This window comes from Ruegeria sp. CJ2, assembly GCF_056536745.1.
This window is the reverse complement of record NZ_JBQFQF010000006.1, coordinates 33,273-47,229: the sequence shown is the minus strand read 5'-3', so window position 1 is coordinate 47,229 and position 13,957 is coordinate 33,273. Positions and strand designations below refer to the sequence as shown.

Genomic DNA, 13,957 nt, shown 5'->3' with positions numbered 1-13,957 from the left:
CCATGGCCGAAACACGTCACACGAAGGTTCTGATCATCGGGTCGGGGCCGGCCGGTTATACTGCGGGCGTCTATGCCAGCCGCGCGATGCTTGAACCGATCCTGGTTCAGGGCATTGAACCGGGCGGTCAGTTGACCACCACCACCGAGGTCGAGAACTGGCCGGGTGACACCGAAGTTCAGGGACCTGACCTGATGGTGCGTATGCAGGATCACGCCAAGGCGATGGGTTGCGAAATCATCGGCGACATCATCAGTGACCTGGACGTCTCGAAACGTCCGTTCACCGCCAAGGGTGACAGCGGCACGGTTTACACGGCCGACGCCGTCATTCTCGCCACTGGTGCACGCGCCAAATGGCTGGGCCTGCCGTCGGAAGAAAAGTTCAAAGGGTTCGGTGTATCCGCCTGTGCAACCTGTGACGGCTTCTTCTATCGCGGGCAAGAGATCGTAGTGATCGGTGGCGGCAACACCGCCGTGGAAGAAGCACTGTTCCTTACCAACTTCGCCAGCAAGGTGACGCTGATCCACCGCCGCGACGAACTGCGCGCCGAGAAAATTCTGCAGGACCGTCTGCTGAAGAACGAAAAGATCGAGCCGCTGTGGTTCCACCAACTGGAAGAAGTTGTCGGTACGGATGCCCCACTGGGCGTCGAAGGCGTGCGTGTCAAGAATGTGAAAACCGGCGAGGTCACCGAGATCCCGTGTAAAGGCGTCTTTGTTGCGATCGGCCACGCACCTGCGAACGAGTTGGTCAAAGACTCGCTGGAAACCCACATGGGCGGGTATGTCGTCACCAAGCCGGGATCGACCGAGACATCGGTTCCGGGCGTCTTTGCGGCGGGCGACCTGACCGACCACATCTATCGTCAGGCCGTTACCAGCGCCGGTATGGGCTGTATGGCCGCGCTGGATGCGGAACGGTTTTTGGCCGAGCAGGAGTAATCCCCTCAATGCCGCCCCCAACGACGGGGCGGCATAACCCCCTTGTGCAACCAAATCTTGACCACCGCGCGACCGCGTATCAGACTCGGGATGCGAGCAAATTAGCGCAGGTGATCTGAGTGAGTAGCGTTCTTTGGCAAGGCGGGTGGGCAACCCGGCTGCGGATTGGCAGCGGCTTGATCCTGTTTGCCTTTGCGTTCTTTCACTTCATCAATATTGGTCTGGGCCTGTTCCACACCGATTATCTGCACGATATGCAAGACGGCCGCCACGCCGTCACGCGCCACGATATCGGCAGCGCCATTCTATACGTGGCCCTGTTCACCCACTTCGGACTTGCGCTTTATTCCATCAGCCAGCGTCGCACGTTGCGCATGCCGTTCAACACCGCCCTGCAAGTGGTGCTGGGGCTGCTGATCCCACTGCAATTGATCGCGCATATCGTGCACACGCGCTATGCCCATGAGATATACAACGTCAATGACGAGATGGGGTATATCATCGCCCTGATGTGGCCCAGTTCGGCGATCTACATGCAAAGCCTTCTTTTGCTGGTTGTCTGGGTTCACAGCTGCATCGGGCTGCATATGTGGCTTCGCCTCACCCGCTGGTGGTCTAAAGTCGCCCCCTCTTTGATCGGGGTGGCTGTGTTTGTGCCGTCCTTTGCCCTTGCGGGCCTGCTGACCGAGGGGCGCAGGATTTGGGCTGATTTTGCCGATCCTTTCCTACGCGAACAATATATCGAGCATTACAACTGGCCTTCGCCCGAAGAATTTCAGGCCCTTTTCAGTGTAAAAGACAACGCGATGATGGCGTTCTGGGTCGCATTGGCTGCGTCCTTGGCGGTGTTTATTGGGCGCAAACTCTGGCGGCGCAGACATTCTGTTCGGATCAAATATGTCGAAGGCCCCGAGGTCGTGGCAGAGAAAGGCATGACGCTGCTGGAAATCTCGCAGGCCAATGGTATCCCACACACGGCCCTGTGCGGCGGCAAAGGGCGCTGCACGACATGTCGTGTCATCGTTGAAGACGGCGCCGAAAAGCTTCCAGCCCCCAGTGATGTCGAGGCCCGAAGTCTGGCAGCGGTCAGCGCGCCCGACGGTGCTCGGCTGGCGTGCCAGATACGCCCGACAGAACCGATTACGGCCTTTCGCATGTTCCGTCCCGACGGCGGGCGGCAGCGCGCGCATGCCAGCCAGGGTCAGGAACGCAAGCTGGCCGTTCTGTTTCTGGATATGCGCGGGTTCACCTCGCGGACGACAGGGCAGTTGCCTTATGACATCGTCTTTCTTCTGAACCGGTTTTTTGACGCCATCGTTCCGGCCATCACCTCCGACGGGGGTGTCGTCGACAAGTACATGGGTGACGGCTTGCTGGCGGTATTTGAAACGCCCGATGCGGAAAGTTCGGCAAAAGCGGGCTTGAAAGCAGCCGCAGATGTCAGCCACGCCCTCACGCGGTTCAATCAACAGTTGGAGGCCGAAGGAAGCCCGCGCATTCGCATTGGTATGGGCCTGCATCTGGGCGATCTGGTTCTTGGTGAAATCGGAGCCGCAGGCAACGCCGCACGCACCATCATCGGCGATGCGGTCAATGTCGCCAGCCGATTGGAGGCCGAGACGAAAGCCCTTAAAGCTGAACTTCTTGTCTCGGACGACTTGCTTAAGACCGCCGGATACCGGGGCGATCTGAGCGGGATGAAATCCTTTCAACTGCGCGGTGTGACCCGACCGATTCCCGCCCTGCCCGTTCATAACGCGGCGGACCTGCTGGAAAGCGCCGCCGCATAGGAACACATTCACGTTTTCGCGCCATTTTGCCGACTATTGCAGGAACCATGGTCGCAATTTTCGGCAGATGCCAGAAAATCCTTCCATTCCGCGAAAAAACAACGCATTTCGTCCTTTGTTTCATGAATGTATATGGACTTCGCCCAACGGTCGGGGCACATGCCCCGCAAACGCCCTTGAATCACTGGCAAAACCGCACTTCGACAAGAGTATTCCTATGACGATGTTAAGCAATCTCGCTCCGATCCCCGAACTATATGTTTCCTACGAATCCGCGCAGAAACTGAAAATAGAAGCCGCTGATCTGACAAGCTGGGACCTGAGCCCGCGTCAGATCTGTGACTTGGAACTGCTGATGAATGGCGGGTTCAACCCGCTCAAGGGGTTTCTGACCGAGGCTGATTACGACAACGTCGTAGACAACATGCGTCTGGCTGACGGCACCCTGTGGCCGATGCCCATCACGCTGGATGTCAGCGAAGATTTTGCCGAAACCATCGAACTGGGTCAGGACATCGCACTGCGCGACCAAGAGGGCGTGATCCTGGGCACCATGACCGTGACCGACCGCTGGACCCCGGACAAATCCCGCGAGGCTGAAAAAGTGTTCGGCGCGGATGATGACGCACACCCGGCGGTGAACTATCTGCACAACACCGCAGGCAAGGTTTATCTGGGAGGTCCCGTTGTCGGCATCCAGCAGCCTGTCCACTATGATTTCCGCGCCCGTCGTGACACCCCGAACGAGCTGCGCGCCTACTTCCGCAAGCTGGGTTGGCGTCGCATCGTTGCGTTCCAAACCCGCAACCCGCTGCACCGCGCGCACCAGGAACTGACCTTCCGCGCCGCGAAAGAGGCACAGGCCAACCTGCTGATTCACCCGGTTGTCGGCATGACCAAGCCCGGCGACGTCGATCATTTCACCCGCGTGCGCTGCTATGAGGCGGTTCTGGACAAATACCCGGCCTCGACCACCTCGATGTCCCTGCTGAACCTAGCCATGCGCATGGCTGGCCCGCGCGAAGCGGTCTGGCACGGTCTCATCCGCGCCAACCACGGCTGCACCCACTTTATCGTCGGCCGCGATCACGCAGGCCCCGGCAAGAACAGCCAAGGCGAAGATTTCTACGGCCCCTATGACGCGCAGGACCTGTTCCGCAAATATCAGGACGAGATCGGCCTTGAGATGGTTGACTTCAAGCACATGGTCTATGTGCAGGAGCGCGCCCAGTACGAACCGAATGACGAGATCGAAGACAAGGACAACGTCACGATCCTGAACATCTCGGGCACCGAACTGCGCCGCCGTCTGGCCGAGGGTCTGGAAATCCCCGAATGGTTCAGCTTCCCCGAGGTTGTGGCCGAGTTGCGCAAGACCAAACCGCCGCGCAGCCAGCAAGGTTTCACCGTGTTCTTCACCGGGTTCTCGGGCTCGGGCAAATCCACCATCGCCAACGCGTTGATGGTCAAGCTGATGGAGATGGGTGGTCGTCCGGTTACGCTGCTGGATGGTGACATCGTGCGTAAGAACCTGTCGTCGGAACTGGGTTTCTCGAAGGAACACCGCGACCTGAACATCCGTCGCATCGGTTACGTGGCCAGTGAGATCACCAAAAACGGTGGCATCGCCATCTGTGCGCCGATCGCGCCTTACGCAACCACACGCCGCGCAGTTCGGGAAGATATCGAACAGTTCGGTGCCTTCTGTGAAGTTCACGTCGCGACCAGCATCGAGGAATGTGAACGTCGCGATCGCAAGGGCCTGTACAAGCTGGCGCGTGAAGGCAAGATCAAGGAATTCACAGGAATTTCTGACCCCTATGACGTGCCCCAGAACCCCGAGCTGAGCGTCGAGACCGAGAATGTCGATGTCGACAACTGCGCCCATCAGGTGCTGCTCAAGCTGGAAAGCATGGGCTTGATCGCAGCGTCCTAAGACGGCTCATATGTTCTATCAAAGGCCCTCGCAGCACGGGGGCCTTTTGCATTTCTGGTTAAAGCTCTGCGCGCAGGGCCGCGACCGCGCGGCCTTCAAAATCCCCAAACTCCGCTGCCTTGGCCTGAATCGCTTGCAACCGAGGCAGGCGCGCTGCGTAATCCTCGGGCGTCAGAGATTGGATCGCTTGCTGAATATCGGTCTCGGACTCGCATAGGATTATGCCCGTGCTATCCATGAAATCGCCGATATTCGGACATCCCCAATAGATCGGCACTGTTGAACACAGGATCGCGTCGGTCAGTTTCTCGGAGAAATAGTTTTTCTCGCGCACGTTTTCGATCACCACAGAATAGCGATAAGGTGCCAGACCGTCGGATTTTTGATCAAAGGGGTTATACCCCCGCCCCATGATATCCACATCTGTACCGGTGTCCCGCACCCAGTCGATGACAGAATGACGTAGCTGGTGCCCCTCGAGATCGCGTTTGGCCGACGCGATCAGCGAACAGGATTTTGACTTGGTTACATCCAGTTCGCGCCAATCCGGAATCATTGTGACGCCATAGGGCAGGAACACCGCGTTTGGGATGCCTTGCAGCAAAACGTCATGAAATGTCAGGACGCGAAAAAACCGACGCCACGTCCAGCGCAGCATCCGGTCGTGTTTGGCGTGGATGGCTGAAGGTTCACCCATCATCAGGGAAATCTGCGCTCGGGTGCCCCGGCGCAGGCGCAGATGCACGGTGGAATTGGGGTACATGATCAGGTGATCGGTGGGCTCAAGGTCTCCGACGGTTTTGCCGATCAGTCGCTCGGGGCACCCTTCGGGCCAGATCAGGTCAGCCAGGGGAAGCGATGACAGCTTTGGCCCCAAGCGGTTTCCATAAGGCAGTATTGCAATGGCAGGTTCGGTCATGCGGACACCTCTGGCAAGTCGACCTGCCCACGCATCAGAACGTGACCTCGCCCCGCAACTTTAATACCGGTCATCGCATCGGAAGGCCCGACGCGGGTCACGGTCGCTTGCCCCGGACGTCCCATGTCATGCCCCTGTTCAGCCGTGAACGTATCCTTCACCATCAGACCATGTTTCCACAGATAGGCGGCCATCGCCCCTGTTGCCGAACCGGTAAAGGGGTCTTCGGGCGGGCTGGGTGGTGCTAGCAACAGGCGCGAGAACGTATCCCCTGCATCGGTTGCGCCCTTCAGAGTGACAAAAAAGGGTTCGGCCATATCGGACCCTGAGAACCCTGCCATTTCCGACACAGCCCGAAGCGCCTCGACATTCAACTTGGCTGCTCGCAAAGCGTCGTGATCTCGCAGGACCGTAATGCAAAAAGGCAGTCCCGTAGAGACAAACTGCGGAGGGGATATGATGTCGTCCCGGGACAAACCAATCGCCGCGGCCACCAAATCGACAGGAACATACGCCCCAAATTGCGGCGCGACCTGAGTCATCTCAATCTCATCACCGATCAGGCGGATCGAAACAACACCGGCACCCGTTTCCAGCGTCAGCGTGTTTCCCTGAAAAAGCCCACGGGACCGCATGGCTGCGACAGTCGCAATGGTCGGATGCCCCGCAAACGGGATTTCTCGGCTGGCCAGAAAGTAGCGGACCCGGATGTCGGCGATCTCGGACGGTCCTGTAAACGTGCATTCAACAAGCGAGGTTTCTTTCACGAAGGCCATCGAGGTGTCATCAGACAGGGCCGCTCCGCCGTGGACCACCGCGCAGCCGTTTCCACCAAATGCCCTGTCGGTAAAGGCATCTACCCAGTCAAAATCAAACCAACTCATTTCCGCGCGCTCTTTCTTATGCAAACCGTCTCCGGTTCGCATAACTCGCCCGACGGACAGCAGATGTCACGTGGAAAACGTCAAAGGGGCCGCGTCAGTGCACGGCCACCGGCGAGAAGTCATGCTCGCGCGCAAGGTTGAACGCCAGTTTGCGGTCGGCGACCAGCGCCAGTTGCTGACCGTCCGAGTCGTGGACAGCATAGAGCAGATCCAGATCGCCCGCCTGTTCGCGCACTTCCCGAGGCAGATCAGCGACTTCGACCGTTTTGACATAGACGATCCGGTCGCCTTCGGCGTTCAGTTCAATCGGTGTATTCATTGCTCTTACCCCTTTCTTATGTTGATCGTTTGCACCACAGTTTCGGGCACGGCGCGGGTCAGATCCACATGCAGCAGACCGTTTTCCATGATCGCCTCGCCCACCTCGACCCCATCGGCCAGCACGAACATGCGCTGGAACTGACGCGCCGCGATGCCGCGATGCAGGAAGATGCGCCCTTCGCTGTCGTCGCGTTGACGGCCCCGGATCACCAGTTGGCGATCCTCGATGGTGATCGACAGATCCTCTTCCGCGAACCCGGCCACTGCCAGAGTGATGCGATACGAAAAATCCGAGGTCTGTTCGATATTATAGGGCGGATACCCTTCATTTCCGGCCTTTGCAGACCGTTCCAGAAGGCGTTCCAATTGCTCGAACCCCAGAAGATGCGGGTATGAGCCAAGAGTAAGTTTTGACACGTATTTTCGTCCTTTATTGTCAAAGCGACGTGTTTTGCGGCCCCTTTCTGGCAACCGCATGCTATAGAATATGGGAAGAAACCAGGATGTCCACAAGGTCTGGCGGGATAACGCCTGACACACTATCTTGTGTGACAAGCACCACAATAACCACCGAGTCGCCCATGAACGCGCCCACCGATCTTTCAATGAAAACAGATGAGGTTTTACGGGTGGAGCTGGAGGTTTTTCGCCGCCAGCACCGTGATCTGGACGAGGCGATCGAAGCGTTGCAGGCCAAGGGCACGTCCGATCAACTGACGATCAAACGGCTGAAAAAACAAAAACTGCGCCTGAAAGACATCATCCGCCTGATCGAAGACCGTTTGACCCCGGATATCATCGCCTGAACGCTCTGTACCGCATTGCCACAAAAGCGGATTTGGCTATAGTGCGCGCTCTTTCCAAAGGCAGAGGCACAAGCGGATGAGCGACGTGAAAGTGGGGATCATCATGGGCAGTCAATCGGACTGGCCCACGATGAAAGAAGCCGCAGACATTCTGGATGAATTGGGCGTTGCGTATGAAAAGCGCATTGTCTCAGCGCACCGGACCCCTGACCGTCTTTGGGACTATGGAAAAACCGCCGTGTCGCGTGGCCTGCAAGTGATTATCGCCGGTGCTGGCGGAGCAGCGCACCTGCCAGGGATGATGGCCTCGAAAACGCGGGTGCCGGTGATCGGGGTGCCTGTTCAGACGCGGGCCCTGTCCGGGGTTGATTCGCTTTATTCCATCGTGCAGATGCCCAAAGGGTTTCCCGTGGCGACCATGGCCATCGGATCAGCGGGTGGTGCCAATGCCGGGCTTATGGCCGCTGGCATACTGGCCTTGCAGGACGATGCACTGGCCGCGCGGCTGGATGCCTGGCGCGATGCGCTGTCGGCCTCAATCCCGCAGGAGCCTGTCGATGACTGAAATGCTGCAACCCGGCGCAACGATCGGTATTCTTGGCGGTGGTCAGTTGGGACGGATGCTGTCCGTTGCAGCGGCCCGTCTGGGATTTGTCACCCATATCTATGAGCCCGGCGCGAACCCTCCTGCCGGTCAGGTGGCCGACCGGGTGACCACGGCAGCCTATGACGACCCCGCCGCATTGAAAGTCTTTGCCGAGTCGGTTGATGTCATCACCTATGAATTTGAGAACATCCCGACTGAGGCGTTGGATATTCTGGAATCTCATCGCCCCATTCGCCCGGGGCGCGAGGCTTTGCGCGTCAGTCAGGATCGCCTGACCGAGAAGACCTTTCTGCAAGGGCTGGGCCTGCAAACCGCGCCGTTTGCGGACGTTACTGATCTGGACAGCCTGAAGGGTGCGATTGAGCAAATCGGAACGCCTGCGATCCTGAAAACCCGTCGTTTTGGCTATGACGGCAAGGGGCAGGCCCGACTACGCACTGCCGACGATGCCGAGACCGCTCTGGCAGACATGGCCGGTGCGCCTGCAATTCTCGAAGGCTTCGTCGATTTCAGTCACGAGGTCTCGATCATTGCCGCCCGCGGGTTGGATGGTCAGGTGGCCTGTTTCGACCCCGGTGAAAACGTGCATCGCGACGGCATCCTGCACACAACGACCATCCCGGCACGCCTGCGCCCGGCGCAGCGCACGGATGCGGTTTTGCTGGCCGCCAATATCCTGAACGCCTTGGACTATGTGGGCGTGATGGGGGTTGAGCTGTTTGTCACGCCCGGCGGCCTGATCGTGAACGAGATCGCACCGCGCGTTCATAACTCGGGCCATTGGACGCAAAACGGCTGTGCTGTGGATCAGTTCGAGCAGCATATTCGCGCCGTAGCCGGATGGCCCTTGGGCGACGGACAGCGTCACGCAGACGTGGTGATGGAGAACCTGATCGGCGACGACGTGACCCGCGTGCCGGAATTGGCGCAGGAACGAGACGTGGCACTGCATCTATACGGCAAGGCTGAGGTCAAGGCTGGCCGCAAGATGGGCCATTTCAACCGTATCATCCGGTGAGAAATCGCGCTGACGCGCGATGCCTCCGGCGGGGATATTTTTGGCCAGATGAAGCCTGCGGATCAGGCTAGGAACCGGGCCGCGATATCTCCGGCCATGTAGCTGATCTGGCCTGCTGCCATTGTGGTGGCAACCCGGTGCGTCTTTGCGTCCAAAATGACCAGATCAGCGCGTTGGCCGGGTGCCAGCGTGCCTCGGTCCTGCAATCCCAGAACCTGCGCCGGGCCAGAGGACACAAGGCTCCAGGCGCCGGCAAAATCCAGCAGACCGCTTTTGGCCAACATCAAAGCGGCACGACGTGGGCTAGGGTAGTGGTAATCCGAGGCCAGAGCGTCGCACAGCCCCATAGCAATCAAGTCGAGCGCGCTGACATTGCCTTTATGCGATCCGCCACGCACCACATTCGGGGACCCCAGAATAACGTGATCTCCCGCAGAACGGGCGGCCTCGGCTGCCTCAAGCGTTTCGGGAAACTCGGAAATACGCGCGCCCCGACTTCGCCAGTCGGTCCGGGTTGCCAAAGTCGCGTCATCGTGACTGCCCATGCGCACCCCCTGCCCTGCCAGTGTCGCGCAGAGATCGTCCAGCGCCCCAGGCACCTCGGCACTGCGCGCGTGCATGGACAGAAGCATCTCAAAATGTTTGTCCGGGTTACGTCCTGCCTTCAGCGCTTGCCCAGTCAGGCGCGGCGGTTTGCGCCCTTCTGACAGGCGGTCATGCGGCAGGTGATCGTTGAAGACGACATAGGGCACTTGCCAAGCAGCGATGCGTTCCGGCAGGCCGGTGTAGTCATCCAGCATGTGCGTCTCAAACCGCAGTTGAGGCAGTAAATCCGTTACGACCTGGCTTTTCACCGACGCGATCGCATCAAATACTTGCCCTGCAAATTCAGGACCGCGCACGCCGCCTTCCCAACTGTAGAACTGCGCCAAGACAGCCGTTGTGATTCCGTTGGCGGCAAGCTCGGCCTCGACCGACAGGATACCCTCATCCATCTGTTTCATCGCCCCTCGGCGCGGCGCGATGTGGCGTTCGAACCCGTCGCCATGCAGGTCTATGATGCCAGGTAGGACAAGGTACCCTGACAGGTCGATGACCCGCCCGGTGCGGCCGGGCTGAATGACCCCCTCGGCCAATGACAGATCGGCACAGGTCAGGCCACTATCCGGCAACAGAACCTCCGCCCCGGCCAGCGTCAGGTTGAGTGGGGTCATTGCGAGGGCTCCGAGGCAGGTTCCGAACAATCCTGCCCGATGCAGATTTCATCAATGATATCCTGCACCCCGTCCAGCCATGTGATTTCGGGATCGAACTGGCCAAACTCGATAAAATGCAGCGCCTGAGCCATGACGCGCGGGTTGTTCATCATGAACGTATGGGTCACGGGCAAGACGATATGGTCCTTCATCCCGTCAACTTTGGTGGTTTCGACAGAGACCTTGCCGTCATCCTTGCCGTCGATCATCGAAGAAAACAAAGGGTTCAGAGAATTCTCACCCGCGATTACCCCCAACTCAAAATCAACTGGCGGCAACCGGGCTGGTATCCCTTCTGGTCCAGTTCCCAGCGCCAGGCCCGCAGGTCCGTGAAGCATTCCGAACACCTCATATGCACCCAACTCATCCACCAGTTGGCTGCCCTGATTGGGCGGTCCAAGCATGACTACACGGCCGAAATTCTCGGGCTGATTATCCTGCAGCCAATACCGCAGAAGAATGCCCCCCATCGAATGGGCCACTACATTCACCGTGTCGTCGCCGCAGGCCGCAAATGCTTCGGGCAAAGTCTGGTGGGCCAGTTCAGGGATTGGCAGATCCGTCGACGGGTAGCCGGGCCGCACGACCGTATAGCCATGTGCCTTGAACAGCTGCTCCATCACGGTAAACGACGCTTCGGTGCGCGCAAGCCCATGCAACAGCACAACGCACTTAGCCTGCACGACAGCGGGAACTAAAAACAGAACAAGGGCAAGCAGGTATCTCATAGCGGCCAGATAAGCCCAAACAAGGTGTAATAAAACCCCTAGCGCGGTTGCAACTTAAGGACCGCCAGCGCAATGCCGCCCAACACAAGAGCCGCACCAAGAATAAGGCGCAGAGAAGCGGCTTCACCCAACAGGGCGACACCGCCAACAATCGCGATGATCGGAACGCTCAACTGCACCACCGCCGCCGTGGTTGGTGCCAGTTGTGGCAGAACACGGTACCAAAGCGCATAGCCCAATCCGGATGTAACACCCCCAGAAAGAGCAGCCAGCAGGTAACCGTTGACTGTCATATGCCAGTCGGCGCCGCTGAACAAAAGAACCAATCCAGTGACCGGCAGCGCGACAACAAAATTGGCTGCAGTGCCTGCCAACGCGTCCGGCTCTGACCGGCCAACCAACGAGTAGATGGCCCAGCCCACGCCAGCAGCCGTCATCAAGGCGGCACCGACAGGGTCCACACGCACTTCGCCAGAGGGCCATAAAACCCAGGCAAGCCCGGCAAGTGCAATCGCGGCCCCGGCGATCTGGCGGGCGCTCGGAGTGGTTCCGGTCACCGATGTCACCGCAAACATGGTCATCTGGACGACACCGAACAGGATCAGCGCGCCCAATCCCGCATCCAGCGTCAGGTAGGCAATCGAAAAGCCGATCATATACAAAGACAGTGACCCGGCCCCGGCGATCCGGCGTGTGTTTCCCAACGGCAGATGCCCGCCTCTGAGAAAGATCAGCGCGGCCAGAACCACAGCCCCTGCCAGAACGCGCATCACGGCAAATCCGGCAGGGTCGGCAGCGCCGCTGTCAATGGCCAACCGGTTCAGTATCGAATTCGCCGCAAAAGCGCACATGGTCAGGGCAGTGAGTAAAAACAGTCGCATACCCACCGCATAGCGGGTTCCACGCCGTTTGCACACTCACTTTCCCGCAAACAAAACCCCGATCTTCTTCTGTTCAAAAATACTTCCGCCGGAGGCATGGCCGCGCAGCGGGCATTTTAAACGAAACGGGGCCGCCCGAAGGCGACCCCATCCATTAGCACTAAGGCTTAGACAGCTTACATCATGCCGCCCATGCCGCCCATGTCGGGCATGCCGCCGCCGGGGGCCGCGCCTTCTTTGGCCGGGCGATCAGCAACCATTGCTTCGGTGGTGACCAGCAGGCCAGCAACCGAGGCCGCATCTTCCAGAGCGGTACGTACAACTTTGGCCGGGTCGATCACACCGAACGAGAACATGTCGCCATATTCTTCGGTCTGTGCGTTGAAGCCGAACGATACATCGCCGGATTCGCGGACTTTGCCCGCAACAACCGCACCGTCAACACCTGCGTTCTCAGCGATCTGGCGCAGCGGCGCTTCGATTGCTTTGCGAACGATGTTGATACCGGCGTTCTGGTCGGCGTTTGCACCTTCCAGCGATTCCAGTGCTTTACCGGCCTGAACCAGAGCAACACCGCCGCCCACAACAACGCCTTCCTGCACAGCAGCGCGGGTCGCGTTCAGAGCATCGTCCACACGGTCCTTACGCTCTTTCACTTCGACTTCGGTCATTCCGCCGACGCGGATCACAGCAACACCGCCTGCGAGTTTGGCAACGCGTTCTTGCAGCTTCTCACGGTCGTAGTCCGACGAAGTTTCTTCGATCTGAGTGCGGATCTGAGCAACACGTGCTTCGATCTCGGCTTTCTCGCCAGCACCGTCGACGATGGTGGTTTCGTCTTTGGTGATTTCGATTTTCTTGGCGGTGCCCAGCATGTCCATGGTCACGGACTCGAGCTTCATGCCCAGATCTTCGCTGATGACCTGACCACCGGTCAGGATCGCGATGTCCTGCAGCATGGCTTTGCGGCGATCGCCGAAGCCCGGTGCTTTGACAGCCGCAATTTTCAGGCCGCCGCGCAGTTTGTTGACCACGAGGGTCGCCAGCGCTTCGCCTTCAACGTCTTCCGCGATGATCAGCAGCGGCTTTTGCGACTGGATCACTTGTTCCAGCAGCGGAACCATCGGCTGCAGCGAGGACAGTTTCTTTTCGTGCAGCAGGATCATGCAGTCGTCGAGCTCTGCGATCATTTTGTCTGCGTTGGTGACGAAGTAAGGCGACAGGTAGCCACGGTCGAACTGCATACCTTCGACAACATCGGTCTCGGTTTCCAGACCTTTGTTTTCTTCGACGGTGATAACGCCTTCGTTGCCAACCTTCTGCATCGCGTCTGCGATCTGCTGGCCGATTTCGGCTTCGCCGTTGGCCGAGATGGTGCCAACCTGAGCAACTTCTGCCGAGTCTTTGACTTCACGCGACGCGTCTTTGATGCCAGCAACAACTTTGGCAGTCGCCAGGTCGATGCCGCGCTTCAGGTCCATCGGGTTCAGGCCAGCAGCAACCTGCTTGAGACCTTCGCGCACGATGGCTTGGGCCAGAACGGTCGCGGTGGTGGTGCCATCACCGGCTTCGTCATTGGTGCGGCTGGCGACTTCTTTCACCATCTGCGCGCCCATGTTTTCGAACTTGTCTTCCAGTTCGATTTCCTTGGCAACCGAAACACCGTCTTTGGTGATGCGCGGTGCGCCAAAGGATTTGTCCAGAACCACGTTGCGCCCTTTAGGGCCCAGGGTCACTTTAACAGCATCGGCCAGAACATTTACGCCTGCCAGCATGCGGTTACGGGCATCGGTGTCGAACTTGACGTCCTTTGCAGCCATGTCGTTTCTCCTTGAGAAATAAGTTGTAAATGAAGATCAGAGTGAAG

General features: G+C 58.8%; 14 protein-coding genes. 6 read left to right on the top strand and 8 right to left on the bottom strand.

The genetic code is table 11. The features are described from left to right. Positions 1 to 2 precede the first annotated feature (2 nt). From trxB to ACR0MS_RS10220, 3 genes are all read left to right on the top strand, one after another. Positions 3 to 944 carry a thioredoxin-disulfide reductase gene (gene trxB / locus ACR0MS_RS10230; protein WP_480572606.1) on the top strand — a complete coding sequence of 314 codons (942 nt, stop codon included), beginning with the start codon at positions 3 to 5 and terminating at the stop codon, positions 942 to 944. A 119-nt stretch (positions 945 to 1,063) separates the two neighbouring features. Continuing rightward, the gene (locus ACR0MS_RS10225) at positions 1,064 to 2,734 is read left to right on the top strand and encodes an adenylate/guanylate cyclase domain-containing protein (RefSeq protein WP_480572608.1); all 1,671 of its coding nucleotides are present in this window, start codon (positions 1,064 to 1,066) and stop codon (positions 2,732 to 2,734) included. Positions 2,735 to 2,951: 217 nt separating this feature from the next. After that, positions 2,952 to 4,670 carry a bifunctional sulfate adenylyltransferase/adenylylsulfate kinase gene (locus ACR0MS_RS10220; protein ID WP_480572610.1) on the top strand — a complete coding sequence of 573 codons (1,719 nt, stop codon included), beginning with the start codon at positions 2,952 to 2,954 and terminating at the stop codon, positions 4,668 to 4,670. Between the two features lie 58 nt (positions 4,671 to 4,728). Here the strand turns inward: ACR0MS_RS10220 and ACR0MS_RS10215 are convergent, their stop codons facing one another. The 4 genes from ACR0MS_RS10215 to ACR0MS_RS10200 form a co-directional block, all read right to left on the bottom strand. Next, entirely contained in the window at positions 4,729 to 5,589 is an 861-nt protein-coding gene (locus tag ACR0MS_RS10215) for a glycosyltransferase family 10 domain-containing protein (RefSeq protein WP_480572612.1), read from the bottom strand. After that, the gene (locus ACR0MS_RS10210; RefSeq protein WP_480572614.1) at positions 5,586 to 6,473 is read right to left on the bottom strand and encodes a PhzF family phenazine biosynthesis protein; all 888 of its coding nucleotides are present in this window, start codon (positions 6,471 to 6,473) and stop codon (positions 5,586 to 5,588) included. The genes ACR0MS_RS10215 and ACR0MS_RS10210 overlap by 4 nt, the downstream gene beginning before the upstream one ends. A 94-nt stretch (positions 6,474 to 6,567) precedes the next feature. Further along, on the bottom strand, positions 6,568 to 6,792 hold the full coding sequence (locus ACR0MS_RS10205; protein ID WP_480572616.1) for a DUF1150 family protein: 225 nt from the start codon (positions 6,790 to 6,792) through the stop codon (positions 6,568 to 6,570). Positions 6,793 to 6,797: 5 nt separating this feature from the next. Continuing rightward, positions 6,798 to 7,211 (bottom strand): Hsp20 family protein, encoded by a 414-nt coding sequence (locus ACR0MS_RS10200; RefSeq protein WP_058275530.1) that lies wholly within the window; start codon positions 7,209 to 7,211, stop codon positions 6,798 to 6,800. Between the two features lie 164 nt (positions 7,212 to 7,375). Here ACR0MS_RS10200 and ACR0MS_RS10195 point away from each other — a divergent pair, with 164 nt between their 5' ends. The 3 genes from ACR0MS_RS10195 (at position 7,376) to ACR0MS_RS10185 (ending at position 9,225) form a co-directional block, all read left to right on the top strand. Continuing rightward, positions 7,376 to 7,600: a YdcH family protein gene (locus ACR0MS_RS10195; RefSeq protein WP_010441787.1), complete on the top strand. Its 225-nt coding sequence runs from the start codon at positions 7,376 to 7,378 to the stop codon at positions 7,598 to 7,600. Positions 7,601 to 7,676: 76 nt separating this feature from the next. Continuing rightward, complete coding sequence (gene purE / locus ACR0MS_RS10190; protein ID WP_480572618.1) at positions 7,677 to 8,165, top strand: 5-(carboxyamino)imidazole ribonucleotide mutase; 489 nt, start codon at positions 7,677 to 7,679, stop codon at positions 8,163 to 8,165. Further along, a complete protein-coding gene (locus ACR0MS_RS10185) occupies positions 8,158 to 9,225 on the top strand; it encodes a 5-(carboxyamino)imidazole ribonucleotide synthase (RefSeq protein WP_480572620.1) in 1,068 nt (355 codons plus the stop codon). Before purE ends, ACR0MS_RS10185 begins: the two co-directional genes overlap by 8 nt. Positions 9,226 to 9,287: 62 nt before the next feature. Here the strand turns inward: ACR0MS_RS10185 and ACR0MS_RS10180 are convergent, their stop codons facing one another. From ACR0MS_RS10180 to groL, 4 genes are all read right to left on the bottom strand, one after another. Continuing rightward, complete coding sequence (locus ACR0MS_RS10180; RefSeq protein WP_480572622.1) at positions 9,288 to 10,439, bottom strand: alpha-D-ribose 1-methylphosphonate 5-triphosphate diphosphatase; 1,152 nt, start codon at positions 10,437 to 10,439, stop codon at positions 9,288 to 9,290. Further along, complete coding sequence (locus ACR0MS_RS10175) at positions 10,436 to 11,209, bottom strand: alpha/beta fold hydrolase (protein ID WP_480572624.1); 774 nt, start codon at positions 11,207 to 11,209, stop codon at positions 10,436 to 10,438. Before ACR0MS_RS10175 ends, ACR0MS_RS10180 begins: the two co-directional genes overlap by 4 nt. A gap of 38 nt (positions 11,210 to 11,247) precedes the next feature. Then, a complete protein-coding gene (locus tag ACR0MS_RS10170) occupies positions 11,248 to 12,090 on the bottom strand; it encodes a DMT family transporter (RefSeq protein WP_480572626.1) in 843 nt (280 codons plus the stop codon). A 176-nt stretch (positions 12,091 to 12,266) separates the two neighbouring features. Beyond that, positions 12,267 to 13,910: a chaperonin GroEL gene (gene groL, locus ACR0MS_RS10165; RefSeq protein ID WP_480572628.1), complete on the bottom strand. Its 1,644-nt coding sequence runs from the start codon at positions 13,908 to 13,910 to the stop codon at positions 12,267 to 12,269. Positions 13,911 to 13,957 lie beyond the last annotated feature (47 nt).

What these genes read in the sequence shown, in the direction of transcription:
- trxB (WP_480572606.1), top strand. Translation starts at nt 3, where the DNA reads ATGGCCGAAACACGTCACACGAAGGTTCTGATCATCGGGTCGGGGCCG.
- ACR0MS_RS10220 (WP_480572610.1), top strand. Translation starts at nt 2,952, where the DNA reads ATGACGATGTTAAGCAATCTCGCTCCGATCCCCGAACTATATGTTTCC.
- ACR0MS_RS10215 (WP_480572612.1), bottom strand. Translation starts at nt 5,589, where the DNA reads ATGACCGAACCTGCCATTGCAATACTGCCTTATGGAAACCGCTTGGGG.
- ACR0MS_RS10210 (WP_480572614.1), bottom strand. Translation starts at nt 6,473, where the DNA reads ATGAGTTGGTTTGATTTTGACTGGGTAGATGCCTTTACCGACAGGGCA.
- ACR0MS_RS10205 (WP_480572616.1), bottom strand. Translation starts at nt 6,792, where the DNA reads ATGAATACACCGATTGAACTGAACGCCGAAGGCGACCGGATCGTCTAT.
- ACR0MS_RS10195 (WP_010441787.1), top strand. Translation starts at nt 7,376, where the DNA reads ATGAACGCGCCCACCGATCTTTCAATGAAAACAGATGAGGTTTTACGG.
- purE (WP_480572618.1), top strand. Translation starts at nt 7,677, where the DNA reads ATGAGCGACGTGAAAGTGGGGATCATCATGGGCAGTCAATCGGACTGG.
- ACR0MS_RS10185 (WP_480572620.1), top strand. Translation starts at nt 8,158, where the DNA reads ATGACTGAAATGCTGCAACCCGGCGCAACGATCGGTATTCTTGGCGGT.
- ACR0MS_RS10180 (WP_480572622.1), bottom strand. Translation starts at nt 10,439, where the DNA reads ATGACCCCACTCAACCTGACGCTGGCCGGGGCGGAGGTTCTGTTGCCG.
- ACR0MS_RS10175 (WP_480572624.1), bottom strand. Translation starts at nt 11,209, where the DNA reads ATGAGATACCTGCTTGCCCTTGTTCTGTTTTTAGTTCCCGCTGTCGTG.
- ACR0MS_RS10170 (WP_480572626.1), bottom strand. Translation starts at nt 12,090, where the DNA reads ATGCGACTGTTTTTACTCACTGCCCTGACCATGTGCGCTTTTGCGGCG.
- groL (WP_480572628.1), bottom strand. Translation starts at nt 13,910, where the DNA reads ATGGCTGCAAAGGACGTCAAGTTCGACACCGATGCCCGTAACCGCATG.